Raw genomic sequence first — 24,654 nt, 5'->3', positions numbered from 1 at the left:
CCCGGCGCACGCCGAGCCACCCAACGAAAGGAAAAAACCCGTGGACGCAACTACGGTTCTCGCCCAGGTCACCGGTAACGTCGCCACGATCGGCTACGGCCTCGCCGCCATCGGCCCCGCCATCGGCGTGGGCATCGTCGTCGGCAAGACGATCGAGGGTGTCGCCCGTCAGCCCGAGCTCGCGGGCCGCCTGCAGGTCCTGATGTTCATCGGTATCGCCTTCACCGAGGCGCTCGCCTTCATCGGTATCGCGACCGGCTTCATCTTCACCTGATCCGGCCGCTCTCGACTCACTGTAAGGAGACAGGATGCTGAACGCTCTTGTCACTCTCGCCGCGGAACCCGCGGGCGAGGCGCCGTCGAACCCGCTGATCCCGGCGGTGTACGACATCGTCTGGTCGCTGGTGTGCTTCATCATCATCGTCGTCGTGGTGTGGCGCGTCGCTCTGCCCCGCATGGCGAAGCTGCTCGACGAGCGCAGTGCCGCCATCGAGGGCAACATCGCCAAGGCAGACGAGGCCCAGCGCCAGGCCGAGGCCGCGCTCGAGGAGTACACCGCTCAGCTCGCCGAGGCGCGCAAGCAGGCCGGTGAGATCCGCGAGGGCGCCACTCAGGACGGTCGCAAGATCGTCGCCGAGGCCAAGGAGACCGCCGCAGCCGAGGCTGCCCGCATCACCGCGACCGCGCACGCCCAGATCGAGGCCGAGCGTCAGTCGACCCTCGTCCAGCTGCGCTCCGAGGTCGGGACCCTCGCGGTCGATCTCGCGGGCAACGTCATCGGTGAGACCCTGACGGACGACGCGCGGGCCAACGCCGTGGTCGACCGCTTCCTCGCCGAGCTCGAGGCTTCCGAGAAGGCGGCCAAGTAATGGGCAGCGCGACCACTCAGGCGCGGACCGCGACCGCGGAGGCCCTGGCCTCCACCTCGGGCGTCGATCTCGACGTCGCGCGCGAACTGTTCGCGGCCGTCGGTGCCGTGAGCGGCTCGGCGCAGTTGAGCGGCGCGCTGTCCGACTCGTCGGTGCCGCCCGCGGCGCGAGCGGGGCTCGTCTCGGCGGTCTTCGGATCGTCGTACCGGACCCAGACCGTGTCGCTGCTCAGCAGCGCCGCGCAGCAGCGCTGGTCGAACGCCGGCGAGTTCGTCGAAGGCCTCGAGGAGCTCGCCGTCCAGGCGACCTCCGTGGCCGAGTCGGCCGACATCGAGTCCGAACTGTTCGCGTTCTCGCGCACGGTCGCCTCGAACGGTGAGCTCGAACTCGCCCTCGGCGGTCGCCTCGGCGACGCATCGGCGAAGAGCGCACTGGTGTCGAAGCTGCTGGGTGGCCGCACGAGCGCGGGCACCGAGCTCATCGTGTCGTCGCTGGTCGGGCTGGCACGCGGTCGCCGCGTGCGCGCCCTGCTGCGCCGCGCCGAGCGCATCGTCGCCGATCAGCGGTCGCGCATCGTCGCGACCGTCTACACGGCCGTGCCGCTGAACACCGACCAGCAGACGCGCCTGCAGAACGCTCTCAGCGCGCGTTACGGTTCGGCGATCACGCTGAACACCGTGATCGACACCTCGGTCCTCGGCGGACTGCGCGTGCAGGTCGCCGACGACGTCATCGACGCGAGCGTGTCCGCACGTCTCGCCGACCTCCGCCAGCGGATCGCAGGCTAAGACTTTCCGCCCGAGTGGGCGTGGATCTGGGGGCCCAGTGCCCCACGAACGAAGGAAGACAATGGCAGATCTCTCTATCAGCCCCGACGTCATTCGTGACGCGCTGAAGGACTTCGTCACCGCCTACGAGCCCACTGGCGCTGCGGCGACCGAGGTCGGCGCCGTCGTCGACGCGGCCGACGGCATCGCTCACGTCGAGGGACTCCCGGGCGTGATGGCCAACGAGCTCATCCGCTTCGCGAACGGCACGCTGGGCCTCGCCCAGAACCTCGACGAGAACGAGATCGGTGTCGTCGTGCTCGGCGAGTTCTCCGGCATCGAAGAGGGCCAGAGCGTCACCCGTACCGGCGAGGTGCTCTCGGTCGGCGTCGGCGACGGCTTCCTCGGCCGCGTCGTCGACCCGCTCGGCAACCCGATCGACGGTCTCGGCGAGATCGCGATCGAGGGTCGTCGTGCCCTCGAGCTCCAGGCGCCCGGCGTCATGCAGCGCAAGAGCGTGCACGAGCCCCTGCAGACCGGCATCAAGGCCATCGACGCCATGATCCCCGTCGGCCGCGGCCAGCGTCAGCTGATCATCGGCGACCGCCAGACCGGTAAGACGGCCATCGCGATCGACACGATCATCAACCAGAAGGCCAACTGGGAGTCGGGCGACGTCGACAAGCAGGTGCGTTGCATCTACGTCGCCATCGGCCAGAAGGGCTCGACCATCGCTTCGGTGAAGGGCGCGCTCGAGGACGCCGGTGCGATGGAGTACACCACCATCGTCGCGGCCCCCGCCTCCGACCCCGCCGGCTTCAAGTACCTCGCCCCCTACACCGGTTCGGCCATCGGCCAGCACTGGATGTACGGCGGCAAGCACGTGCTGATCATCTTCGACGACCTGTCGAAGCAGGCCGAGGCCTACCGTGCCGTTTCGCTCCTGCTGCGCCGCCCGCCGGGCCGCGAGGCGTACCCCGGCGACGTCTTCTACCTGCACTCGCGTCTGCTCGAGCGTTGCGCGAAGCTGTCCGACGAGCTCGGCGCCGGCTCGATGACGGGTCTGCCCATCATCGAGACCAAGGCCAACGACGTCTCGGCGTACATCCCGACCAACGTGATCTCGATCACCGACGGCCAGATCTTCCTGCAGTCCGACCTCTTCAACGCCAACCAGCGTCCCGCGGTCGACGTGGGTATCTCGGTGTCGCGCGTGGGTGGTGACGCTCAGGTCAAGTCGATCAAGAAGGTCTCCGGAACCCTGAAGCTCGAGCTCGCGCAGTACCGCTCGCTTGAGGCCTTCGCGATGTTCGCGAGCGACCTCGACGCGGCTTCGCGTCGTCAGCTGGCCCGTGGTGCGCGCCTGACGGAGCTGCTGAAGCAGCCCCAGTACTCGCCGTACCCGGTCGAGGAGCAGGTCGTGTCGATCTGGGCCGGAACCAACGGCAAGCTCGACACCGTCGAGGTCTCCGACGTGCTGCGCTTCGAGCGCGAGCTGCTCGACTACCTCCGTCGCAACTCGACCGTGCTCGACACCCTGCGCGAGACCAACGTGCTCGGTGACGACACGCTCGCCGAGCTCGAGAAGCACGTCGATGCCTTCTCGGAGGAGTTCCAGCCGGGTCAGGACGCCAGCGTCGTCGGTGCCGAGAAGGTCGACGCCGCCGAGGCCGAAGACGTCAATCAGGAGCGAATCGTCAAGGGCCGTCGCTGAGTAGCGACGACACGAGGACGTAAATCATGGGCGCACAACTGCGGGTCTACAAGCAGAAGATCTCTTCTGCTCAGACGACCAAGAAGATCACGAAGGCGATGGAGCTCATCGCGGCGTCGCGCATCCAGAAGGCGATGGCGCGTGTGCGTGCGGCATCTCCCTTCGCGCGAGCCGTCACGAGCGCCGTCTCCGCGGTGGCCACGCACTCCTCGGTCGATCACCCGCTGACGACCGAGCGCGAGAACATCCGCCGTTCGGCCCTCGTGGTCTTCACCTCCGACCGCGGCCTCGCCGGCGCGTTCAACTCGCAGATCCTCCGTGAGGCTCTCGAGCTGGCCGAGCTGCTGCGGTCGCAGGGCAAAGAGGTCGTCTTCTACCTGGTCGGTCGCAAGGCCGTCGGGTACTTCCAGTTCCGTCGCATGCCGAGCATCGAGCAGTGGGTCGGCGACACCGACACTCCGCAGTTCTCGACGGCGGAGGCGATCTCGGATGCCGTGCTGAAGGCCTACCGGGCCGGCGGCGACAACGACGGTGTCGACGAGATCCACCTCGTGTACAACCGCTTCGTGAGCATGATGACGCAGTCGCCCGAATCGGTGCGCCTGCTCCCGCTCGAGGTCCTCGAGGCGGACGAGGCTCCGGCTCAGGCCGAGGTCTACCCGCTCTACGAGTTCGAGCCGGATGCCGAGACCGTGCTCGATGCGCTCCTGCCGGTGTACGTGCAGAGCCGCATCTTCAACGCCCTCCTGCAGTCGTCGGCGGCAAAGCACGCCGCGACGCAGAAGGCGATGAAGTCGGCCAGCGACAACGCCGACAAGCTCATCACCGACTACACCCGCCTGCGCAACAACGCGCGTCAGGCGGAGATCACGCAGCAGATCGCCGAGATCGTCGGCGGCGCCGATGCCCTGGCATCCGGCAAGTAAGTTCCCAAGGAGAGAAGAAGCCATGAGCCTCACCGCCGAGAAGACCGACGCGGCCGTCGTCGGACGCGTCGCGCGCGTCACCGGCCCGGTCGTCGACATCGAGTTCCCGCATGACGCGATCCCCGAGATCTACAACGCGCTGAAGACCACCATCACCATCGGTGACCAGTCGACCGAGATCACCCTCGAGGTCGCCCAGCACCTCGGTGACGACCTCGTCCGCGCCATTTCGCTCAAGCCCACCGACGGCATGGTCCGCGGTCAGGAAGTGCGTGACACCCGCGGCCCCATCTCGGTGCCCGTCGGTGACGTCACCAAGGGCAAGGTCTTCGACGTGACCGGCGAGGTGCTCAACGGCGCCCCCGGCGAGACGATCGAGGTCACCGAGCGCTGGGGCATCCACCGCAAGGCACCGAGCTTCGACCAGCTCGAGTCGAAGACCGAGATGTTCGAGACCGGCATCAAGTCGATCGACCTCCTGACCCCCTACGTGCAGGGTGGAAAGATCGGTCTGTTCGGTGGCGCCGGTGTCGGCAAGACCGTCCTCATCCAGGAGATGATCCAGCGCGTCGCGCAGGACCACGGTGGTGTGTCGGTGTTCGCCGGTGTCGGCGAGCGCACCCGTGAGGGCAACGACCTCATCGGCGAGATGGAAGAGGCGGGTGTCTTCGACAAGACGGCCCTCGTGTTCGGCCAGATGGACGAGCCGCCGGGAACGCGCCTGCGCGTGGCCCTCTCGGCCCTGACGATGGCGGAGTACTTCCGCGACGTGCAGAAGCAGGACGTGCTGTTGTTCATCGACAACATCTTCCGCTTCACGCAGGCCGGTTCCGAGGTCTCGACGCTCCTGGGCCGCATGCCCTCCGCCGTGGGGTACCAGCCGAACCTCGCCGACGAGATGGGTGTGCTACAGGAGCGCATCACCTCGACGCGTGGCCACTCGATCACCTCGCTGCAGGCGATCTACGTGCCCGCCGACGACTACACCGACCCGGCCCCCGCGACGACGTTCGCGCACCTCGACGCCACCACCGAGCTCTCGCGTGAGATCGCGTCGAAGGGTCTGTACCCGGCCATCGACCCGCTGACCTCGACGAGCCGCATCCTCGACCCGCGTTACATCGGTGCCGACCACTACCGCGTCGCCACCGACGTGAAGCAGATCCTGCAGAAGAACAAGGAACTGCAGGAGATCATCGCGATCCTCGGTGTCGACGAGCTCTCGGAAGAGGACAAGATCGTCGTGTCGCGCGCACGTCGCATCCAGCAGTTCCTCTCGCAGAACACGTACATGGCCAAGAAGTTCACCGGCGTCGAGGGCTCCACCGTCCCGATCAAGGAGACCATCGAGTCGTTCGACGCGATCGTCAAGGGTGACTTCGACCACGTCGCCGAGCAGGCGTTCTTCAACGTCGGCGGCATCAACGACGTCGAGGCCAAGTGGGCGCAGATCCAGAAGGAGAACGGCTGACATGTCGTTGCGCGTGAGCCTGGTGTCGGCAGACGCCGAGGTGTGGACGGGGGAGGCGACGCTGGTCGTCGCCAAGACCGTCGAGGGTGAGATCGGCTTCATGCAGGGGCATGAGCCGGTGCTGGCGATCCTCGCTCAGGGCGAGGTGCGCATCACCCGCACCGACGGCACGAAGATCCTGGCCAACGCCGAGGACGGCTTCCTGTCGATGGCCGACGACGAACTCACCATCGTCGCCGGAAACGCCGCTCTCGTCTCCTGACGCCGCTTCATCGCTGACGCGCGTCGCCCGGTTCTCCGGGCGGCGCGCGTCGCTGCTTCTCCGGAGTACCCATGCTCGTCCTGCTTCCCCCGTCCGAGACGAAGCGCCCCGGCGGTGAGGGCCCGGCGCTCGACCTCGAGGGTCTGGCCCTGCCGACGTTGCGCGGCCCCCGCGACACGGTGGTCGACGCGCTCGTGGCCCTGGCGGCCGACGAGGACCTCGCCGCGCAAGTGCTGAAGCTCAGCGAGAAGCGACGGCACGAGATCGCCGACAATTCGGCGCTGCGGACCGCCGCGACCATGCCGGCGATCGATCGGTACACGGGCGTTCTCTTCGATGCCCTGGATGCCGCCGGCCTCGATGCCGACGCCCGCGCGTGGCTGGGGGAGCACGTCATGATCCACTCGGCGCCCTTCGGACCGGTGGGCGCGCTCGACGGGATCCCGGCCTATCGACTGGCCGCGGGAACGTCGATTCCGGGGCTTCCCCCGCTGCGACGCGTGTGGACGGGCGCGGTGAGCGATGCCCTCGCAGCGCTGCGGCCCGGCTTCGTGCTCGACCTGCGGTCGGAGGCCTATGCCGCGCTCGGGCCGGTGCCGACCGAGGTCCCCTCGGTGTACGTGCGCGTGGTCACCCCCGGCGAGGGGGGCGCCGTGCGAGCGCTCAACCACTTCAACAAGCACGCGAAGGGCGACCTCGTGCGCTCCCTGGCACTGGCGCGGCCCCGGATCGAGAGCCTGGCGGATTTCCAGGAGTGGGCTCGAGCAGCAGGGTGGGCGCTGCAAGACGCGGATGCCGGCGAGATCGCGCTGATTTTGTGACATCCTCCGACCCCTGTCAGGAAAGTCACAGCTTCGCTACCATGTGAGTCGCGGGAGAGCCCCGCCGGTGCCGCGCGACGCGCACGACTCCGTACGAGAGGAACCTCGTGAACACTTCTTATCTCGCCTACAGCGACTACGGGACGACGAGTGGAGCCGAAGCCGCTCTGCTCGGCATCGTCTACCTGTTCATCTTCTTGTTCTCCATCGCCGGGTACGTCATCAGTGCTTTCCTTCTGATGCGCATCTTCGACAAGGCCGGCGTCCAGGGCAAGTGGCGCGCCTGGGTCCCGATCTACAACTACATGGTCTTCGCCAAGCTGGGTGACCTCTCGCCGTGGGTCATCCTGGCCCTGGTCGTGGCGGCGGCGATTCCGATCCTGAACTTCCTGGCCGGCATCGCGATCGTCGTCGCGCTGATCATGGTGTCGTACCGCGTCAACGCGAAGTTCGGTCGTGAGTGGCCGATCCTGCTGCTGTTCATCCTCGGCCCCCTCGGGCAGTGGATCTTCCTTGCGATCCTCGCGTTCGGCAACAACCCGTGGAACCCCGCCATTCGTCCTGCCCCCTGGGCCAACTCCTTCCTCGCCGACAAGACGGTGTGGAACGGGATCCCCGTGCAGCCGAACCAGCAGGTCTCCGGCAACGGCGGCCCGGGCGTCGGCGGCTCCGGCTACGGCGCTCCCGGCTACGGCAGCACGCCCCCGCCCCCGGCGCCGCAATCGTACAACCCGCCGGCCACCGGCACGACTCCGCCGCCGCCGGCGACGGGCACCACGCCCCCGTCCCCGCCGGCCGGACCCGCGGTCTGACCCACCGGCCTCGTTCACGAAGGGCTCCTCGCACGCGCGGGGAGCCCTTCGCCGTTCCCGCCGCTAGCGTGGAGGGATGACCCCCGCAGACCTGCCCCTCCGTCCCGTCGGCCGTTCCGGACTCCGTGTCTCGGCGATGGGACTCGGGTGCAACAACTTCGGACGAGCGGGAACCGCCACCGAAACGCTCGAGGGAACGCGCGCGGTGCTCGATGCGGCGATCGACGCGGGAGTCACCTTCCTCGACACGGCCGACATGTACGGCCGCGAGTTCGGCCTGTCCGAGACATTGCTGGGGGAGTCGCTCGAGGGGCGCCGTGACGAGGTCGTCCTCGCGACGAAGTTCGGCCACGCGGACTTCGCCCCGCCCGTCCTCGGCGGCGCGAAGGGCTCGCGCACGCACATCCGTCGCGCGGTGGAAGACTCCCTGCGGCGGCTGCGCACCGACCGGATCGACCTGTACCAGCTGCACACGCCCGATCCCTCCACGCCCGTCGACGAGACGCTCGACGCTCTGGCGGATCTCGTCCGCGAGGGGAAGGTGCGCTATGTCGGCCACTCCAACTTCGCGGGCTGGCAGATCGCCGAGGCCGAGTACGCGGCATCCGGAGTGCGCTTCGTCTCGGCGCAGAACCAGTACAGCCTGCTGGCGCGCGCGGCGGAGCGCGAGGTGCTCCCGGCCGCCGAGCGGTGGGGGCTCGGGTTCTTCCCCTTCTTCCCCCTGCACAACGGTCTGCTGACCGGCAAGTTCACGCGCGAGGGCGGACCCGAGGGCAGCCGCATCATGCGCCAGCGCCCGCACCTGTGGCGCGACGCCCCGTGGGACGCGCTCGAGCGGTACCAGGCGTTCTGCGACGAGCGCGAGATCAGCATGCTCGAGGCCACGTTCGGATGGTTCTTCGCGCACCCGGTCGTCTCGAGCGTCATCGCGGGCGCGACGAGCCCCGAACAGGTTCGCGCGAACGCCGCCGCGGCGACCGCGTGGACACCGAGCACGGCCGACATCGCCGAGCTCGAGGAGATCCTCCCCCTGCCCGCCGACCCCGCAGCAGGCTGAACGTCGACGGTGGATGCCGCATCCGTCATGCCACGCGCCGGCGTATCCGCGGTTCGCGTGCCCTCGTCGACTAAGATGACAGGGCCGTGCGTTTCCGCCGGCGAAGCTGTCGGCCAACCGGAGGATCGTTCGTGCCCGAGGTGACCACCCACACGCGTACCGTCTCTCTCGACGGCGCCATGCTCGACCTGTCGTGGGCGGCCAGCACCGACACCGGCCGTCGCCGCGAAGTCAACCAAGACGCGGTCCTCGCGGAGTACCCCCTGTTCGTCGTCGCCGACGGCATGGGCGGGCATCTCGGCGGCGAGATCGCCAGCGCCAGCACGGTCGACCGCCTCCGCGCCGTCGTCGACAACCAGAGCGTCTCGACGAAGAACATCGAGAAGGCCCTCTCGCGCGCCGTCAAAGACATCGTCGCCCACCCCGAGACCACCGACGAGGGCACCGGCACGACGCTCACCGGTCTCTATCTCGAGACGCACACCGAAGAGCCGCACTGGGTCACGCTGAACATCGGCGACTCCCGGGTGTACCTGCTGCGCGATGGTGAGATCGTGCAGGTCACGACGGACCATTCGGTCGTGCAGGAGCTGATCGCCGCCGGGCGTCTCAGCCCCGAAGAGGCCGAGAACCACCCGTACGGCAATGTCATCACGCGCGCGGTGGGTCCGAGCGACAGCGTCAAGCCCGACTATCTCCGTCTCGACGTGCTCGACGGCGATCGCTTCGTCATCTGCTCCGACGGGCTGACCAAAGAGCTCACCGACTTCGGCATCCGCCACTTCCTCGACAACAACGCCGACCCCGCCGCGGCCGTCGAAGCGATGATGGCCGCAGCGCTCGAGAACGGCGGCCGCGACAACATCACCATCGTCGTGCTCGACGTCGCGCGCCGCTCTTCCTGAGAATCCGCTCTTGACCGCGGCTGGCCGCGGATTCTACGTTCGGCATATGACCTCCGCACCCGAACGGACGGCCGGCAAAGGCCTGGCCACCGGCACCCTGGGCCTGTGGGGCTCGACCGTGATCGGTCTGGCATCCACCGCCCCCGTGTATTCGCTCGTCGCCACCCTCGGATTCGTCGTGCTGGCCGTGGGCGCTCAAGCGCCGATCGCCTTCGTCGTCGCCTTCGTGCCGATGTTGTTCATCGCCTTCGCCTATCGCGAGCTGAACAACGAGATCCCCGACTGCGGCACCACGTTCACGTGGGGGACCAAGGCGTTCGGTCCGTGGGTCGGCTGGATGGGCGGCTGGGGCGTCGCCGTGGCCGGCATGGTCGTGCTCGCCAACCTCTCGCAGATCGCCGGCATCTACCTCTGGTCGCTGATCGGCGACGGCTCGCTCGCCGAGAACGTGCCGCTGGTGACCGCCACCGGAGTCGCCTTCATCGCGGCGATGACCTACGTCAGCTACCGCGGCGTCGAGATCGGCGAAAAGCTGCAGAACGTGCTGCTCGCGGTGCAGTACCTCGTGCTCGCCCTTTTCGTGGTGCTGGCGCTGTGGAAGTTCTTCGACGGCACGGCTCCGAACCCCACCCCCTTCGACCTGGCCTGGTTCAACCCGCTCGGGTTCACCGATTGGAGCGGGTTCACCGAGGCCGTGCTGCTCGCGCTGTTCATCTACTGGGGCTGGGACACGTGCCTGGCGCTGAACGAAGAGACCAAAGACCCCAAGCGCATCCCCGGTCGGGCGGCCCTCCTGACGACGGTGATCCTGCTCGGCACCTACGTCACCGTCACCGTCGCCGCGATGATGTACGCCGGGGTCGGCGAGGACGGGGCGGGCCTGGCCAACCCCGACAACGCCGACGACGTCTTTCTCGCCCTCAAGGACGGACTCTTCGGCCCGTTCGGGTGGCTGCTGATCGTCGCCGTGCTCATCTCGGCCGTCTCGTCGACGCAGACCACGATCCTCCCCACCGCGCGCGGCACCCTCGCGATGGCGGCGTACAAGGCGCTGCCCGAGCGGTTTAAGACGGTGCACCCGCAGTACAAGACGCCGTCGTTCTCGACGCTCGTGATGGGCATCGTGGCGAGCCTGTACTACATCGGCATGACGCTCATCAGCGACAACATCCTGCAGGACTCGATCCTGTCGCTCGGGCTCGCGATCGCGTTCTATTACGCGATGACCGGGTACGCGTGCGTCTGGTACTACCGCCGCGAGCTGTTCTCGTCGGCGAAGAGCCTGTTCTACCGCGGCATCCTGCCGCTGCTGGGTGCCCTCATGCTGACCTACGCGTTCATCCAGTCGGCGATCGACATGTACGACCCCGAGTACGGCAACACCGTGCTGCTCGGAATCGGCGGCACGTTCGTGGTGGGCATCGGCGCCCTCGCGATCGGCGTGGTGCTCATGCTCGTGTGGTTCGCGTTCCCCGGGTCGAAGCCCTTCTTCCGCGGCGAGAGCCTCAATCGCGAGACCGAGGTGCTCGTGCCCGACGAGCCGATCGCCTACCCGCGGTCGGTCGACGGCGGAATCTGAGGCGTCACGGCATCCGCTCTCGAAAAGGGCGGGCGGATGCCGTGCGGTGGCCGTGCGTGTGTTCGCGGTCGTGCCGCGAAGCGCGGTGCGGCAGGGCTCAGACGACGGCGCGGATCGAGCCGACCACGCCTCCGCCGCCCGACACCGTCAGGGGCAGCAGCGCGAGGGTGTCGGAGACCGCCTCGGGGGTGAGAGAACCGGCGCGCTCGAGGAGGCGGAGCGCCACGGCGTGCGCGGCGCGGTTGGAGCCGTCGAACATCTTCAACGCGACGGTCGTGCCGTCGGGCGCGGTCATGACCTGCACGCCTTCGGCGCCCATCTTCGAGAACACCCCGAGGCGCTCGATGACGATCGTGTCGGGGCGGCCCGGACCGTCGATGGTCCACGGGTGCTCCTTGACCGCGCGCACGAGAGCGCCGGCGCTGCGGTGCAGGGCGAAGGGCGAGCGCTCCGACGAGGTCGCGATGCGCTGGATCGCCCGGGCGAGGCCGACCATGCTCATCGCGTAGACGGGGGCGCCGCAGCCGTCGATCGCGGTGGTCGTCATGCGCTCGCCCACGAGACGCTCGAGCACCTCGCGGATGTGCACCTGCAGCGGGTGCTGCGGGTCGAGGTAGTCGGTCGTCGACCAGCCGTTGGCGACGCACGTGAGCAGCATCGCGGCGTGCTTACCCGAGCAGTTCATGCGCAGGGGGGAGGGGGCGCCGTGATCGCGCACGAGCTCGTCGCGCGAGGCGGTGTCGGTGGGCCACGCCGCGGGGCAGCCGAGGTCGTCTTCGGTGAGACCGGCCGACTGCAGGATGTCGCGGGCGAGCTCGGCGTGGCGGTCGGTGCCGCAGTGGCTCGCCATCGAGATCGCGAGCCGCTCGTCGGCGAGATCGGCTCCGGCCGACAGGCACGCCAGCGCCTGCAGGGGCTTCATGCTCGATCGCGGGAGGAACGGCGCCGACGCATCGCCGAGGGTGATCTTCTCGGTGCCGTCGGGAGCGAGCACGACGGCGACGCCGAAGTGGCGTGATTCGACGAATCCGTTGCGATCGACGACGGCGAGTTCGACGGAGGCGGGGGGCGTGGCGGGCATCCCTTCATCGTATCGCGCAGGGTCGCTCCGCCCCCGGGTGGACGCCGGTGCGAGTCGCAGGGATCCGTCGCCTCCGGTCCTCTCGAAGGGACGGATTCCGGCGACGCACGCGACGGAGAGGGGCAGACTGGAGGCATGAACGGAGAGCACCACTACCGCCTGCGCTCGACCTGGACCGGCGACCGGGGCACCGGCACGAGCGGATACCGCGAGTACGACCGCGCCGTGACCCTCGAGGTCGACGGCAAGCCCGCCATCTCGGCATCCGCCGACAAACCCTTCCGCGGCGACCCCGCCAAGTGGAACCCCGAGGAGCTGCTGCTGGGCGCCCTCAGCGAATGCCACCTGCTGTCGTACCTGCACGCGTGCGTGACCACGGGGGTCGTCGTGACCGGGTACGAGGACGACGCCTCGGGGACCCTGCAGGAGGACGGCAACAGCGGGGGAGCCTTCACCGAGGTGACGCTGCGCCCGCGCGTGCGCGTCGCCGACGAGTCGATGGTCGAGGCGGCTCTCGCCGCGCACAAGCAGGCGCGGGAGTGGTGCTTCATCGCCAACTCCGTCAACTTCCCGGTGCACCACGAGCCCGAGGTCACCGTCGGCTGATCGTAGAGTGAGCGGATGCAGCTCGAACCGACCCTGCGCCGACTCGACCGCCTGGCCGGCGGGCGGCAGGCCGACCACCGCGTCGACGTCTCGGACGACCCGAAGGTGCGCCGTGCGTTCCGAGCCATCACGCTGCTGCTGGCCGCGGGATTCGTGCTCGGCGTCGCGACGGTCGTCATCGCGCTGGTGATGACGCTGAACGGCGACGATGTCGGCTTCGCGGTGTGGATGCGGTGCCTGGTGGTGCTGGCGATCACGACGACGCTGTTCTACTTCCTCTGGCGCGCTCATGCCGGGTGGTACTGGGCGTTCCGGCGCCTGCAGCTGTTCAGTCGCATCTTCCCGATCGTCGCCCTCGTGCTCGCCGCGATCCCGGGGCTGTATCCCTTCTGGGTCGTGACCGAGCAGATTCTGTTCGCGATCCTGCTCATCGGCGTCTCGGACTACCTGCAGTCGGATCCCGTGCGTGCGGCGTTCCCCAAGCCGCAGCGCTGAGGGCGCGGCATCCGGCCCTTCGACAGGCTCAGGGACCCCCTTCGACGGGCTCAGGGACCCTCTTCGACGGGCTCAGGGACGGCTCAGCCCCCCACGAAGAACGACGGAACCCCGCCGGCGCGATGCCGACGGGGTTCCGTATCGTTCGGTGGTGCTTACTGCACGTCGTCGTCGACCCAGTCCATCGACTTGGTGACGGCCTTCTTCCACAGGCGCAGCTCGCGGTCGCGCTCGCCGCTGTCCATGTTCGGCTCCCAGCGCTTGTCTTCCTGCCAGTTGGCACGCAGGTCGTCGAGGTTGTCCCAGAAGCCGACCGCGAGGCCCGCGGCGTACGCGGCGCCCAGGGCGGTGGTCTCGGCGACGACCGGACGCACGACCGGCACGCCCAGGATGTCGGCCTGGAACTGCATCAGCGCGTCGTTGGCGGTCATGCCGCCGTCGACCTTGAGCTCGGCCAGGTCGACACCGGAGTCGGCGTTGACCGCGTCGAGCACCTCGCGCGTCTGGAAGGCCGTCGCTTCGAGCGCAGCGCGCGCGATGTGGCCCTTGTTGACGTAGCGGGTCATGCCGACGATCGCGCCGCGGGCGTCGGGACGCCAGTACGGGGCGAACAGGCCCGAGAACGCCGGCACGAAGTACACGCCGCCGTTGTCGTCGACCGAGCTGGCCAGCGCCTCGACCTCGGGGGCCGAGGAGATGATGCCGAGCTGGTCGCGCAGCCACTGGATCAGCGAACCGGTCACCGCGATCGAGCCCTCGAGCGCGTACCGGGCGGGCTGGTCGCCGAGCTTGTAGCCGAGGGTGGTGAGCAGACCGTTCTTCGAGTGGACGATCTCTTCGCCCGTCTGGAAGATGAGGAAGTTACCCGTGCCGTAGGTGTTCTTGCTCTCGCCCGGGTCGAAGGCGGCCTGGCCGAAGGTCGCGGCCTGCTGATCGCCCAGGATGCCGGCGATCGGCGTCTCGCGAAGCAGCGACGACGACTCGACCGTGCCGTACACCTCGGAGGAGGAGCGGATCTCGGGCATCATCGAGCGCGGAACACCGAAGTCGGCGAGGATGTCGTCGCGCCACTCGAGGGTCTCGAGGTCCATGAACAGCGTGCGGCTGGCGTTGGTGACGTCGGTGGCGTGCACGCCGCCGTCGATGCCGCCGGTGAGGTTCCACAGCACCCAGGAGTCGGTGGTGCCGAAGATGAGGTCGCCGGCCTCGGCCTTCTCGCGGGCTCCCTCGACGTTTTCGAGGATCCACACGATCTTGGTGCCCGAGAAGTAGGTCGCCAGCGGCAGGCCGACGATGCTCTTGTAACGCTCGGGGTCGCCATCGGCGAGACGGTCGACGATCGACTGCGTGCGCGTGTCCTGCCAGACGATGGCGTTGTACGCGGGCTTACCGGTGTTCTTGTCCCAGACCACCGCGGTCTCGCGCTGGTTGGTGATGCCGACGGCGGCGATGTCGTGTCGGGTGATGTCGGCGCGGCTGAGGGCCAGGCCGATCACCTCCTGGGTGTTGCGCCAGATCTCGGCGGGGTCGTGCTCGACCCATCCCGCGCGCGGGAAGATCTGCTCGTGCTCCTTCTGCCCGACGGAGACGACGCTCCCGGACTTGTCGAAGATCATCGCGCGCGTCGAGGTCGTGCCCTGGTCGATGGCGAGGACGTAGTCAGCCATGGATGGACTCCTTTGTCTGAATCAGTGAGAGGTGAAGAGGTGGAGAAGGGAGGCGGGGGCGCCGGGTGACGCCCCCGCGGAGGTGTTACTTGCCGAGGCCGAGCAGCACGGGGGCCAGCAGACCCGCGAGCAGACCACCGACGAGGGGGCCGGCGACCGGGACCCAGGCGTAGCCCCAGTCGCTGGAGCCCTTGCCCTTGATCGGGAGGATGGCGTGGGCGATACGCGGGCCGAGGTCACGGGCCGGGTTGATCGCGTAGCCGGTGGGGCCACCGAGGCTCGCACCGATACCGACCACGAGCAGGGCGACGGGCACGGCCGCGAGGCCGCCGATTCCGCCCGGGACGCCGATGTCGGCCACGCCGTAGTCGCCGAAGCCGAAGATCACGAAGACCAGCACGAAGGTGGCGATGACCTCGGTGAGGAAGTTGAAGCCGTACGAACGGATCGCGGGGCCCGTCGAGAACACGCCCAGCTTGGCGGCGGGGTCGGGCTCGTCGTCGAAGTGCTGCTTGTACGAGGCCCAGGCGAGTACGGCACCGATGATGGCACCGACCATCTGCGCGGCCACGGCCACGAAGAACTGCGCGATGCCGATCTTGCCGGCCACCAGCAGACCGATCGACACGGCGGGGTTCAGCTGTGCTCCGGAGTACGCGGAGACGATGACACCGGCGAACACCGCCAGGCCCCAGCCCCAGTTGACCATCAGGGTTCCGCCGCCGTTGCCCTTGGTCTTGGCGAGGGCCACGTTGGCCACCACACCACAGCCCAAGAGGATGAGCATCGCGGTTCCGACCACCTCCGAGAGGAAGTACAGCCCCAGGTTCACATCTTGCATGTCGTCATCGACCTTTCTCCTACTGCTCGGCCTCCATCGGCTCGAGCGTGATGCGGCTCGGTGATCCGAACCTATGGGTCACGTGCGGGCGCGCAATAGTCGGCGCGCCCGCACGTTCTCTCAGATTCGAGCGACCCCGGCCTGTGCCAGATCCACGCGGTGCGCGGAGCGCAGGATCTCCGTCGAGCGGGCGACCTCGTCGTCGACGCGGGCGGAGTCCCATCCGAGCGGCTCGGCGACGGCTTCGGCGACCTCGCGGAGGGTCCGCTCGGTCATGCCGCCGACGAAGGCGAGGTGCGTACGGCGCAGCAGCACGTCGATGAGGTGCACGACCTGCTCGTTCGCGGCGATCCAGGCGAGCTCCTCGCGGTAGTAGCCGGGCGCGTCGGGGACGGGCGTCGGCTCCGTGGGGAGGGCGGCGAGGATGGCGTCGGCGCGCGTGCCGTAGCGCTCGAGCATGGCCTCGACGATCTCGCCGGAGTGCGCATTCGTGCGTGCGGACACCCAGCGGCGTCGCTGCTCGGGCGTGGCGGGGAAGCCGGCGCCGCCGCCGATCGCGAGACCCTGGGTGCTCACACGGTGCGGGCGACGCAGCTTCTGCAGCGTCTTCATGCTGAGGTGCTCGGCGAGGGCGCGGAAGGTGGTCCACTTGCCGCCGACCAGGCTCATCGCGGGGACGCCGGCGACCTCGTCCTCGACGATGCGGTAGTCGCGCGAGACGAAGCCGGGCGCGGTGTCGTCGTGGCGGGGGAGGGGGCGGATGCCGCTGAACGTGTAGACGATCTGCGAGCGGTCGACGCCCACCTTCGGGAAGACGTGTCCGATGAGGTCGAAGAAGTACTCGATCTCGTCGTCGGTGCACACCACGGGCTTCGAGGGGTCGGCGTCGATGTCGGTGGTGCCGACGAGGACGCGGTCCTTGAGCGGGTAGATGAGCACGATACGGCCGTCGGAGTGCTCGAAGAAGATCTCGCGCCCGCCGGTGGCGGCCAGCAGCTCGGGGTTGTCGAGCACGATGTGCGAGCCCTTGGTGCCGCCCATGAACTTCGTGTCGAGGCCCATCGCGGAGTTGGCCAGGTCGGTCCAGGGCCCGGCCGTGTTGAGCACGACCTTCGCTTTCACGCTGAATTCCTCGCCGGAGACCTCGTCGCGCACGCGGACGCCGTTCGCGTCGGCGCCGACGGCCGAGACGTAGTTGACGGCCTGAGTACGGCCGCCGCCGGCCTCGATGCCGTCGCGCAGCACGTCGAGGGCGATGCGCTCAGGGTCGTGCATCGACGCGTCGAAGTAGGTCGCGGTGTAGCGCAGGTCGTGGTTGAGCTGCGGGAGGGCCTGCAGCGACTTCTTCTTGCCGAGGAACGTGTGGCGGGGAACCGAGCCACCGTCGCGCGAGAAGGTGTCGTACATGATCAGGCCGACCTTGATCAGCAGGGCGCCGCGCTCGTTGGGCTTGCCGCGGCCGTGTGTGACGAGCAGGCGGAAGGGCGCCGAGAGGATGCCCGAGAACGTCTTGTAGATCGGGATGGTCGTCTCGAGCGGCTTGACGTAGTGCGGGGCCGTCTTGAGCAGGTCGTTGCGCTCGGTGACCGCCTCTTTCACGAGACGGAACTCGCCGTTCTCGAGGTAGCGGATGCCGCCGTGCACCATGTGGCTGGAGGCCGAGGAGGCGCCCGACACGAAGTCGCCGCGCTCCACGAGGGCGACGCTGACGCCCTGGAGCGCGAGGTCGCGGAGGGTGGCGAGGCCGTTGATGCCCCCACCGATGATCAGGACGTCGAGGTCTTCGGCGTCACGGAGCGCCTGGACGTCGGCGCGGAGCGAAGAAGTAGGGGACGACATGTCGACTGCGACCTTTCGTAGTTGGTACGTCGACCACATTGCGCTCGTCTGCACGTTGTTGCAAGCCCCTTGAACAAACGTGCACAATGGTGTTCATGCGGGTGAGAAGACCATGACCACACAGGCCCAAGAGCGCTCCCGCGACGCGCTGCGCGCGGCGCAGCTCTACTACATGCAAGACCTCACGATGGACGCCATCGCGCACGAGATGCGGGTGTCGCGTTCCTCGGTGTCGCGGTTGCTGCAGCACGCGCGCGACGTGGGGCTGGTGACCATTTCGATCAGCCCGCCCGACGACGCGCGCGGACAGATGGCGCAGCGCATCGCCGACCGGTTCGGCATCACGGCGCACATCGTGCCCACGCCCGCGCGCACCTCCGAGGCCGAGCGCCTGGAGCGAACCGCTCTGACGGCAGCGCGCAGCCTCGCCGAGCGGGTGGAATCGTCGATGACGGTCGGCGTCGCGTGGGGCTCGACCCTGTCGGCGATGGCGCGCCACGTGCCGCAGAAAGACGTGCACGACACGCACATCGTGCAGATGAACGGCGCCGCCAACGTGCGCACCTCCGGCATCCCCTACGCGGGCGAGATCCTGTCGAAGTTCGGTGCGGCGTGGTCGTCGTCGGTGCACCAATTCCCGGTGCCGGCCCTCTTCGACGATCCCCGCACGAAGCAGGCCATGTGGCGCGAACGGTCGGTGCGCTCGGTGCTCGAGATCCAGCAGCGCGTCGGTCTGTTCGTGTTCGGACTCGGCTCGCCCCACGCCGACGTCCCCTCGCACGTCTACAGCGGCGACTACTTCGACGAGCGCGACCGCGCGGTCATCGAGCGCGAAGGCGTGGTCGGCGACTGCGCGACGGTGTTCTACCGCGCCGACGGGTCGAGCGACATCCCCGAGTTGAACGCGCGCTCCAGCGGACCCGACCTCGACACGGTGCGGCGCATCCCACGACGCTTCTGCGTCGTGTCGAGCCTGTCGAAGCTCGACGGGCTGCGCGGGGCGCTCGCCGCGGGACTGATCACCGAGCTCGTCGTCGAGGAGTCCCTCGCGCGCCGACTCCTCGCCGTCACCCGCTGACCCGCGGGCGTCCGAGGAGCCGGAACGCCCGGATCAGCGCTCGCCGAAGCCGTCGTCGATCAGCGCCCGCAGCTCGTCGAGCGCCTGCTGCGCCTGCGGCCCCGAGGCGCTGACGCGCACGCGCGAACCCTGACGCACCCCGAGGGCCATGAGCGCGAGCAGGCTGTGCCCCGACACCTCGGCGCTCCCCGTGTCGAGGTCGGCGATGCGCACCTCCGCGCCGAAGCGCGACGCGGCTTTGACGAACGTCGCGGCCGGCCGGGCGTGTAGCCCCGAGGGGTTCGACACGACCGCCTCGAACGACAGCGAGTCGCCGGCGGTGCTATCGGCGGATGCCGGGGGCGCGGCATCCGGAACCGTCGACGCCCCGTCGCCGAGCTGACGGCGCTTCGCCTCGCCCGCGGTGGCGCACTCCGCCGCCACCGCGGCGAGATCGGCCCCACCCGCGGCCGTGACCACTGCGGCGACGAGGCCCTCCACGAACGGCGCGGGACTCAGCCGAACCCGCTCCGGCGCCGTGACGAACTCCACCGCCGTCTCGGCGCTGAGGATCGCCGAGCCGAGGTCCATCAGCACGAGCACCCCGTCTCCGGAGTCGGCCTCGTCGATGGCCGCGGCGATCGCCACGGCATCCGTGCCCAGATCGTCGTCGGGCCCGCCCGCGGCCACGCGCACCGCGGGCGGCTGCTCCCCGCCCATCTGCAGGGCCAGATGCACGGCGGCCTCCGCGAGCGCGAGCGAGTGCGAGACCGCGACGATGCCGATCACTCCGCGCCCGCCAGTGTGTCGCGCAATGCCTCGAGCAGCAGGGTCGCCGAGGTCGCGCCCGGGTCGATGTGTCCGGCGCTGCGCTCGCCGAGGTAGCTCGCGCGGCCCTTGCGCGCCACGAGCGGTTCGGTGGCGTCGCGCCCGCGCGCTGCGGCGTCGGCGGCGGCGCGCGCGGCGGCGGCCGGTCCGTCGGCGACGGCGGCGTCCCACGCGTCGAGCGCGGGGGAGAGGGCGTCGATCATGGTCTTGTCGCCGAGCTCGGCCTTGCCGCGGGCGACGACGCCCTCGACGCCCGCGCGCAGTGCGGCGCCGAGCGCGGCGGCATCCGCCTCTCCGTCACCCGCGAGGGGCGGACCCATGCGCAGGAAGAGCGTGCCGTAGAGGGGCCCGCTCGCCCCGCCCACCGACGAGACGAGCGTCATCCCGACCGTCTTGAACAGGTCGGACGCGGTGGCCGGCACGGGGTCGAGCTTGGCGACGACCGCGTCGAGACCGCGCGCCATGTTCGAGCCGTGGTCGGCGTCGCCGATCTCGGAGTCGAGCTGCGTCAGCTCGTCTTTGTGCGCGTGCACGGCGTCGCGGAACGCGCGGATCCACGCGACGAGGTCGTCGGTCGAGACGGCGTCGCTCATGCGCCCCACCGCAGGCCGGGGGTGACGACCGGCGCGTCCCACAGGCGGATCATCTCGTCGTCGGCCTTCACCACGGTGAGCGAGGCGCCCGCCATGTCGAGGCTCGTGATGTAGTCGCCGATCAGCACGCGCTGCACGTCGACGCCCGCCTCGGCCAGCAGCGGGGCGATCTCGCCGTAGAGCAGGTACTGCTCGATGAGCGGGGTGCCGCCCAGACCCGACAGCAGAACGATCGCCGGGCCCACGGCCTCGCCGAAGTCGTGCACGATCGGATCGACCATGAGCTTCGCGATCTCGTGAGCGGATGCCAACTTCACCCGCGAACGGCCGGGCTCGCCGTGGATGCCGACGCCGACCTCCATCTCGTCGTCGGGCAGTTCGAAGGTGGGCCGCCCCGCGGCGGGGACCGTGCAGCTGGTGAGCGCGACGCCCATCGACCGACCGGCCTCGGACACGCGGCGCGCGAGGGCGGCGACGGCGGCGAGGTCGGCGCCCTCTTCGGCGAGGGCTCCGACGACCTTCTCGAGGATGACGGTGGTGCCGGTGCCGCGGCGACCCGCGGTCCAGGTGGAGTCGGTGACCGCGACGTCGTCGGCCACGACGACGGATTCGACCTGCACGCCCTCACCGGCGGCGAGTTCGGCGGCCATCTCGAAGTTCAGCACGTCGCCGGTGTAGTTCTTCACGATATGGAGCACGCCCGCACCCGAGTCGACGGCCTGCGTCGCCGCGAGCACCTGGTCGGGAGTGGGGGAGGTGAACACCTCTCCGGCGGCGGCGGCGTCGAGCATGCCGCGACCGACGAACCCGCCGTGCATCGGCTCGTGGCCGGAGCCTCCGCCCGAAACGAGGGCGACCTTGCCGGCGCGGGTCGGTTCGGCCCGCAGGATGACCCGATTCTCGGCATCCACCCGCAGATCCGGGTGCGCTGCCTCGATGCCGCGCAGGGCCTCTGCCAGCACGTTCGCGGGGTCGTTGACGAACTTCTTCACGCTGCCTCCTCGTTGTGGCGTCGACGGTTCGGGCCGTCAGTCACGACCCTGGTCGCCGCGCGGCTTCACGTCAAGGGTCGGTGCGCGAGAGGAGCGGGTTCGTCAGAGACGCTCGTGCGGGAGCACCTGCTTGATGCGCTCGAGAGGGTTCTGCGCGGGGGCCTCGTTGTACGCGTTCGCGAGTTCCTGCCCGCTGAGGGCGTGGATGGCCGCCATGATCTCGTCGGTGGCGCCGCGGCGCGCGCGCCCCGAGGTGGCGGGGCCGTGCGGTGAGAGATCGAGCGGCTTGCCGAAGCGCACCGTGATGCGCTCGGAGGTGCTCGGGAACTTCGCCCCCACGGGCATGGCCTTGTCGGTGCCGATCAGCCCGACCGGCACGACCGGGGCTCCCGTCTGCAGGGCGAGGAAGGCGACGCCGGTGCGGCCCTTGTAGAGGCGGCCATCGAGCGAGCGCGTGCCCTCGGGGTAGAGCGCCACGGCGCGCCCGTCATCGAGGAACGCACGCTGCTGATCGAGGGCGTCGAGCGCCTTCTGGCCGGCGCCGCGCTCGACAGGGATCGCCCCGATGGCGGTGAAGAACTGCCGCGAGGCCCACTTCTCGAAGTACGCCGACTTCGCCATGAAGTGCACCGGGCGGGGAGCGGCCACGGGAATGGCGATCGAGTCGATGAACGACAGGTGGTTGCTCGCGAAGATCACCGGTCCCGTGCGGGGGACGTTCTCGCGCCCCTCGATGCGGGGCCGATAGACGGCGCGGGCAAGGGGGGCGATGAAGAACCGCCCCAGGCCGTAGGCCGCGCCCATCTGCTGCGGCGGTGCGGCGGGGGTCTCGGCGGGCACGTCGGAACTCACTCGACGAGGCTACTCGCCGCAGCATGCCCGCGTGTGCATGGGGGTGATCGGCTGCGCTCTCTCAGCCCCGCCAAAGCCGGATACGCGAGGATGGAGCTTCCCCGTCTTCTTCGAGAGGTCACCTGTGCGCTTCCGCCCGATCGCTTCCCTGTCCGTCGCCGCCGCTGCGGCGTTGCTGCTGGCCGGGTGCGCCGGCTCGCCCGACGCCGCGGAGACTCCGAATGCCACGGCCTCCGCCGACGCCGGCCAGTGCCAGAGCGCTCTGACGGACGCTCCTGCGCCCGACGGCCTCGTCGTCTCCGGCGACTTCCAGGGCAAGGTGAACGTGACCCTCCCCTCGGGGTACGCCCCCACCGAGCTGCAGCGCACGACCCTCGTCGAGGGCTCCGGCCAGCAGGTCAAGGCCGGCGACGTCCTGAAGGCGAACTACACGCTCATCGACGCGGCTTCCGGCCAGGTGCAGCTGCAGTCGCTCGACACCGCGCCCGCCGGCATGGACACCTTGATCAACTCGCAGCAGATCTTCGGAGCCGCCCTCGAGTGCGAGAACATCGGCGCGCGCACGGTCTCGTCGTTCCCCGCCGGAACGCTCGGCGAGGGCTCGCCCGCCTTCGTGCTGGTCGCCGACGCGATCTCGGAGTTGCCCACCCGCGCCGACGGTGCCGAGGTCGCCCCCGTCGACGGCATGCCCACCGTCACCTTCGACGACTCGGGCGCCCCCACCATCACCATGCCCGACGCTCCGGCCCCCACCGACGTGCGCATCGAGAACCTCCGCCAGGGCACCGGCGACGTCGTCAACCCCGGCGACCAGGTCATCGTGCAGTACACCGGTGCGCTGTACGACGGCGGCACCGTGTTCGACTCGAGCTGGCAGCGCGGCGAGCCCGCCCAGTTCGTCACCAACCAGGTGGTCGACGGCTTCCGCCAGGCGCTCGAGGGACAGACCGTCGGCTCGCAGGTCGTCGTCGTGATCCCGCCCGCTTCGGGCTACGGCGATCAGGCGCAGGGCGAGATCCCCGCGAACTCGACGCTCGTCTTCGTCGTCGACATCCTCGGCGTCCAGCACGCGACCGCCGCCGGATAAGCAGGCCGCGTCCGGCGCCCGGCACCCGACGGGCACCGGCTCGGTAGGCTGACGGGATGCGCCGCGTCCTCATCCTCGGGTCCACCGGTTCGATCGGCACGCAGGCGCTCGACGTCATCCGGGCCAACCCCGAACGCTTCGAGGTCGTGGGCCTCGCCGCCGGCAGCGACCGCGCCGGCGTCGAGGCGCAGGCGCGCGAGTTCGGCGTCGAGCACCTCGCCCTCGGCGCGGTCGAGGCCGAGCAGCTGGTCCGCGACGTCGAGGCCGACGTGGTGCTCAACGGGATCACCGGCTCGGTCGGGCTCGGCCCCACCATCGCCGCGCTCGAAGAAGGGCGCACTCTCGCCCTCGCCAACAAGGAGTCGTTGATCGTCGGCGGCGACCTCGTCACCGCGCTCGCTGCCCCGGGACAGATCGTCCCCGTCGACTCCGAGCACTCAGCCATCGCGCAGGCGTTGCGCTCGGGCGAGGCGTCGGAGGTGCGCCGGCTCGTGCTCACGGCATCCGGAGGCCCCTTCCGTGGACGCTCGCGCGATCAGCTCGTCGACGTCACCCCCGCCGAGGCGCTCGCCCACCCGACGTGGGACATGGGCCGCGTCGTCACGACGAACTCCGCGACCCTCGTCAACAAGGGCCTCGAGGTGATCGAGGCGCATCTGCTGTTCGACGTCGACTACGACCGCATCGACGTCACCGTGCACCCGCAGTCGATCGTGCACTCGATGGTCGAGTTCGTCGACGGCTCGACGATCGCGCAGGCATCGCCGCCCGACATGCGCCTGCCCATCTCGCTCGGCCTCGACTGGCCGCACCGCGTCGGCGGCGTCGGAGTGCCCCTGGACTGGACCCGCGCCTCGCAGTGGACCTTCGAGCCGCTCGACGAGGAGGCCTTCGGCTCGGTCGCGCTCGCCAAGCGCGTCGGACGCGCGGGGGCGACCTACCCGGCCGTGTTCAACGCCGCGAACGAGCAGGCCGTCGACGCGTTCCACGAGGGGCGCCTCGGCTTCCTCGACATCGTCGAGCTCATCGAGCGCGTCGTCGACCGCCACGAGGCCCCGGCGCAGCTCACGCGCGCGTCGCTCGCCGAGGCCGAGACCTGGGCGCGCCGCACCGCCGACGAGATCATCGCCGCGCGCTGACCCCGGGGGTAGGAGGTCTCTGAGCTTGTCGAAGGGACCGGGCGTGCGTTGGACCCTCGCGTTCGGGAGGTCCCTGAACTTGTCGAAGGGACCGGGCGTGCGCTGGACCCTCGTGCTCGGGAGGTCCCTGAGCTTGTCGAAGGGACCGGGCGTGCGTTGGACCTTCGCGTTCGGGAGGTCCCTGAGCTTGTCGAAGGGACCGGGCTTACATGGGTCCCGGTGGCTTCGACAGGCTCAGCCACCTTGCGTTCGCGCGTGCGTTGGGCCTTCGCGTTCGGGAGGTCCCTGAGCTTGTCGAAGGGACCGGGCTTACATGGGTCCCGGTGGCTTCGACAGGCTCAGCCACCTTGCGTTCGCGCGTGCGTTGGGCCTTCGCGTTCGGGAGGTCCCTGAG

At 69.5% G+C, this 24,654-nt stretch carries 25 protein-coding genes; 17 read left to right on the top strand and 8 right to left on the bottom strand.

What is annotated here, in order from left to right; all coding sequences use genetic code 11:
* The first annotated feature begins 40 nt into the window (after positions 1 to 40).
* From atpE to RWH43_RS00640, 12 genes are all read left to right on the top strand, one after another.
* Positions 41 to 274, top strand: a complete 234-nt coding sequence (atpE, locus tag RWH43_RS00695) for a F0F1 ATP synthase subunit C (RefSeq protein WP_043360904.1) — start codon at positions 41 to 43, stop codon at positions 272 to 274.
* A 34-nt stretch (positions 275 to 308) separates the two neighbouring features.
* Positions 309 to 869: a F0F1 ATP synthase subunit B gene (locus tag RWH43_RS00690; RefSeq protein WP_316000397.1), complete on the top strand. Its 561-nt coding sequence runs from the start codon at positions 309 to 311 to the stop codon at positions 867 to 869.
* Entirely contained in the window at positions 869 to 1,657 is a 789-nt protein-coding gene (locus RWH43_RS00685) for a F0F1 ATP synthase subunit delta (protein ID WP_316000396.1), read from the top strand. Before RWH43_RS00690 ends, RWH43_RS00685 begins: the two co-directional genes overlap by 1 nt.
* 61 nt (positions 1,658 to 1,718) lie before the next feature.
* Positions 1,719 to 3,350, top strand: coding sequence for a F0F1 ATP synthase subunit alpha (gene atpA / locus RWH43_RS00680; protein ID WP_251504178.1), 1,632 nt, complete (start codon positions 1,719 to 1,721; stop codon positions 3,348 to 3,350).
* Positions 3,351 to 3,376: 26 nt separating this feature from the next.
* Positions 3,377 to 4,276 (top strand): F0F1 ATP synthase subunit gamma, encoded by a 900-nt coding sequence (locus RWH43_RS00675; RefSeq protein WP_251504175.1) that lies wholly within the window; start codon positions 3,377 to 3,379, stop codon positions 4,274 to 4,276.
* A gap of 22 nt (positions 4,277 to 4,298) precedes the next feature.
* A complete protein-coding gene (atpD, locus tag RWH43_RS00670; RefSeq protein WP_251504172.1) occupies positions 4,299 to 5,747 on the top strand; it encodes a F0F1 ATP synthase subunit beta in 1,449 nt (482 codons plus the stop codon).
* 1 nt (position 5,748) lies between these two features.
* Positions 5,749 to 6,009 (top strand): F0F1 ATP synthase subunit epsilon, encoded by a 261-nt coding sequence (locus RWH43_RS00665; RefSeq protein WP_056227136.1) that lies wholly within the window; start codon positions 5,749 to 5,751, stop codon positions 6,007 to 6,009.
* Between the two features lie 71 nt (positions 6,010 to 6,080).
* Complete coding sequence (locus tag RWH43_RS00660; protein WP_316000395.1) at positions 6,081 to 6,830, top strand: YaaA family protein; 750 nt, start codon at positions 6,081 to 6,083, stop codon at positions 6,828 to 6,830.
* A gap of 107 nt (positions 6,831 to 6,937) precedes the next feature.
* Positions 6,938 to 7,642, top strand: a complete 705-nt coding sequence (locus RWH43_RS00655; RefSeq protein WP_316000394.1) for a DUF5684 domain-containing protein — start codon at positions 6,938 to 6,940, stop codon at positions 7,640 to 7,642.
* Between the two features lie 76 nt (positions 7,643 to 7,718).
* On the top strand, positions 7,719 to 8,699 hold the full coding sequence (locus RWH43_RS00650) for an aldo/keto reductase (protein WP_316000393.1): 981 nt from the start codon (positions 7,719 to 7,721) through the stop codon (positions 8,697 to 8,699).
* Between the two features lie 131 nt (positions 8,700 to 8,830).
* Positions 8,831 to 9,604, top strand: a complete 774-nt coding sequence (locus RWH43_RS00645) for a PP2C family protein-serine/threonine phosphatase (protein ID WP_316000392.1) — start codon at positions 8,831 to 8,833, stop codon at positions 9,602 to 9,604.
* A gap of 46 nt (positions 9,605 to 9,650) precedes the next feature.
* On the top strand, positions 9,651 to 11,183 hold the full coding sequence (locus tag RWH43_RS00640) for an APC family permease (RefSeq protein ID WP_144828531.1): 1,533 nt from the start codon (positions 9,651 to 9,653) through the stop codon (positions 11,181 to 11,183).
* A 97-nt stretch (positions 11,184 to 11,280) separates the two neighbouring features.
* Here RWH43_RS00640 and RWH43_RS00635 read toward each other — a convergent pair whose 3' ends face one another.
* Positions 11,281 to 12,264, bottom strand: coding sequence for an asparaginase (locus tag RWH43_RS00635; protein ID WP_144828528.1), 984 nt, complete (start codon positions 12,262 to 12,264; stop codon positions 11,281 to 11,283).
* 135 nt (positions 12,265 to 12,399) lie between these two features.
* Between RWH43_RS00635 and RWH43_RS00630 the strand changes: the two genes are divergently transcribed.
* Complete coding sequence (locus RWH43_RS00630) at positions 12,400 to 12,870, top strand: OsmC family protein (protein ID WP_316000391.1); 471 nt, start codon at positions 12,400 to 12,402, stop codon at positions 12,868 to 12,870.
* 15 nt (positions 12,871 to 12,885) lie between these two features.
* Positions 12,886 to 13,365: a hypothetical protein gene (locus RWH43_RS00625; protein ID WP_144828522.1), complete on the top strand. Its 480-nt coding sequence runs from the start codon at positions 12,886 to 12,888 to the stop codon at positions 13,363 to 13,365.
* Positions 13,366 to 13,520: 155 nt separating this feature from the next.
* On the opposite strand, the gene glpK is transcribed toward RWH43_RS00625, so the two are convergent.
* The 3 genes from glpK to RWH43_RS00610 all read right to left on the bottom strand — a co-directional run bounded on the left by glpK (position 13,521) and on the right by RWH43_RS00610 (position 17,712).
* Positions 13,521 to 15,032: a glycerol kinase GlpK gene (gene glpK, locus RWH43_RS00620; protein ID WP_316000390.1), complete on the bottom strand. Its 1,512-nt coding sequence runs from the start codon at positions 15,030 to 15,032 to the stop codon at positions 13,521 to 13,523.
* A gap of 85 nt (positions 15,033 to 15,117) precedes the next feature.
* The gene (locus tag RWH43_RS00615; protein WP_144828517.1) at positions 15,118 to 15,873 is read right to left on the bottom strand and encodes an MIP/aquaporin family protein; all 756 of its coding nucleotides are present in this window, start codon (positions 15,871 to 15,873) and stop codon (positions 15,118 to 15,120) included.
* Between the two features lie 120 nt (positions 15,874 to 15,993).
* Positions 15,994 to 17,712, bottom strand: coding sequence for a glycerol-3-phosphate dehydrogenase/oxidase (locus RWH43_RS00610; RefSeq protein WP_144828514.1), 1,719 nt, complete (start codon positions 17,710 to 17,712; stop codon positions 15,994 to 15,996).
* A gap of 112 nt (positions 17,713 to 17,824) precedes the next feature.
* Between RWH43_RS00610 and RWH43_RS00605 the strand changes: the two genes are divergently transcribed.
* On the top strand, positions 17,825 to 18,790 hold the full coding sequence (locus RWH43_RS00605; protein WP_316000389.1) for a sugar-binding transcriptional regulator: 966 nt from the start codon (positions 17,825 to 17,827) through the stop codon (positions 18,788 to 18,790).
* 33 nt (positions 18,791 to 18,823) lie between these two features.
* On the opposite strand, the gene dhaM is transcribed toward RWH43_RS00605, so the two are convergent.
* From dhaM to RWH43_RS00585, 4 genes are all read right to left on the bottom strand, one after another.
* Positions 18,824 to 19,558 carry a dihydroxyacetone kinase phosphoryl donor subunit DhaM gene (dhaM, locus tag RWH43_RS00600; protein WP_154095958.1) on the bottom strand — a complete coding sequence of 245 codons (735 nt, stop codon included), beginning with the start codon at positions 19,556 to 19,558 and terminating at the stop codon, positions 18,824 to 18,826.
* Positions 19,555 to 20,190, bottom strand: coding sequence for a dihydroxyacetone kinase subunit DhaL (gene dhaL / locus RWH43_RS00595; RefSeq protein ID WP_144828505.1), 636 nt, complete (start codon positions 20,188 to 20,190; stop codon positions 19,555 to 19,557). Before dhaL ends, dhaM begins: the two co-directional genes overlap by 4 nt.
* Entirely contained in the window at positions 20,187 to 21,182 is a 996-nt protein-coding gene (gene dhaK, locus RWH43_RS00590) for a dihydroxyacetone kinase subunit DhaK (protein ID WP_144828502.1), read from the bottom strand. Before dhaK ends, dhaL begins: the two co-directional genes overlap by 4 nt.
* Positions 21,183 to 21,284: 102 nt before the next feature.
* Positions 21,285 to 21,986: a lysophospholipid acyltransferase family protein gene (locus RWH43_RS00585; RefSeq protein ID WP_230704530.1), complete on the bottom strand. Its 702-nt coding sequence runs from the start codon at positions 21,984 to 21,986 to the stop codon at positions 21,285 to 21,287.
* A 172-nt stretch (positions 21,987 to 22,158) separates the two neighbouring features.
* On the opposite strand from RWH43_RS00585, the gene RWH43_RS00580 reads away from it, so the two are divergent.
* Both RWH43_RS00580 and dxr read left to right on the top strand, forming a co-directional pair.
* On the top strand, positions 22,159 to 23,121 hold the full coding sequence (locus RWH43_RS00580; protein ID WP_144828496.1) for an FKBP-type peptidyl-prolyl cis-trans isomerase: 963 nt from the start codon (positions 22,159 to 22,161) through the stop codon (positions 23,119 to 23,121).
* A 56-nt stretch (positions 23,122 to 23,177) separates the two neighbouring features.
* Positions 23,178 to 24,260: a 1-deoxy-D-xylulose-5-phosphate reductoisomerase gene (gene dxr, locus RWH43_RS00575; protein WP_154095956.1), complete on the top strand. Its 1,083-nt coding sequence runs from the start codon at positions 23,178 to 23,180 to the stop codon at positions 24,258 to 24,260.
* The last annotated feature ends 394 nt before the right edge of the window (positions 24,261 to 24,654 follow it).

Source organism: Microbacterium algihabitans, assembly GCF_032464975.1.
Classification (GTDB): Bacteria; Actinomycetota; Actinomycetes; order Actinomycetales; family Microbacteriaceae; genus Microbacterium; species Microbacterium algihabitans.
The sequence above is the reverse complement of the archived record's forward strand: the minus strand, read 5'-3'. Positions and strand labels throughout refer to the sequence as shown.

Excerpts from the sequence above, each read along its gene's own strand:
- RWH43_RS00690 (WP_316000397.1), top strand. The coding sequence starts at position 309 with ATGCTGAACGCTCTTGTCACTCTCGCCGCGGAACCCGCGGGCGAGGCG.
- RWH43_RS00685 (WP_316000396.1), top strand. The coding sequence starts at position 869 with ATGGGCAGCGCGACCACTCAGGCGCGGACCGCGACCGCGGAGGCCCTG.
- atpA (WP_251504178.1), top strand. The coding sequence starts at position 1,719 with ATGGCAGATCTCTCTATCAGCCCCGACGTCATTCGTGACGCGCTGAAG.
- RWH43_RS00675 (WP_251504175.1), top strand. The coding sequence starts at position 3,377 with ATGGGCGCACAACTGCGGGTCTACAAGCAGAAGATCTCTTCTGCTCAG.
- atpD (WP_251504172.1), top strand. The coding sequence starts at position 4,299 with ATGAGCCTCACCGCCGAGAAGACCGACGCGGCCGTCGTCGGACGCGTC.
- RWH43_RS00665 (WP_056227136.1), top strand. The coding sequence starts at position 5,749 with ATGTCGTTGCGCGTGAGCCTGGTGTCGGCAGACGCCGAGGTGTGGACG.
- RWH43_RS00660 (WP_316000395.1), top strand. The coding sequence starts at position 6,081 with ATGCTCGTCCTGCTTCCCCCGTCCGAGACGAAGCGCCCCGGCGGTGAG.
- RWH43_RS00650 (WP_316000393.1), top strand. The coding sequence starts at position 7,719 with ATGACCCCCGCAGACCTGCCCCTCCGTCCCGTCGGCCGTTCCGGACTC.
- RWH43_RS00640 (WP_144828531.1), top strand. The coding sequence starts at position 9,651 with ATGACCTCCGCACCCGAACGGACGGCCGGCAAAGGCCTGGCCACCGGC.
- RWH43_RS00635 (WP_144828528.1), bottom strand. The coding sequence starts at position 12,264 with ATGCCCGCCACGCCCCCCGCCTCCGTCGAACTCGCCGTCGTCGATCGC.
- RWH43_RS00630 (WP_316000391.1), top strand. The coding sequence starts at position 12,400 with ATGAACGGAGAGCACCACTACCGCCTGCGCTCGACCTGGACCGGCGAC.
- RWH43_RS00625 (WP_144828522.1), top strand. The coding sequence starts at position 12,886 with ATGCAGCTCGAACCGACCCTGCGCCGACTCGACCGCCTGGCCGGCGGG.
- glpK (WP_316000390.1), bottom strand. The coding sequence starts at position 15,032 with ATGGCTGACTACGTCCTCGCCATCGACCAGGGCACGACCTCGACGCGC.
- RWH43_RS00615 (WP_144828517.1), bottom strand. The coding sequence starts at position 15,873 with ATGCAAGATGTGAACCTGGGGCTGTACTTCCTCTCGGAGGTGGTCGGA.
- RWH43_RS00610 (WP_144828514.1), bottom strand. The coding sequence starts at position 17,712 with ATGTCGTCCCCTACTTCTTCGCTCCGCGCCGACGTCCAGGCGCTCCGT.
- RWH43_RS00605 (WP_316000389.1), top strand. The coding sequence starts at position 17,825 with ATGACCACACAGGCCCAAGAGCGCTCCCGCGACGCGCTGCGCGCGGCG.
- dhaL (WP_144828505.1), bottom strand. The coding sequence starts at position 20,190 with ATGAGCGACGCCGTCTCGACCGACGACCTCGTCGCGTGGATCCGCGCG.
- RWH43_RS00585 (WP_230704530.1), bottom strand. The coding sequence starts at position 21,986 with ATGGGCGCGGCCTACGGCCTGGGGCGGTTCTTCATCGCCCCCCTTGCC.
- dxr (WP_154095956.1), top strand. The coding sequence starts at position 23,178 with ATGCGCCGCGTCCTCATCCTCGGGTCCACCGGTTCGATCGGCACGCAG.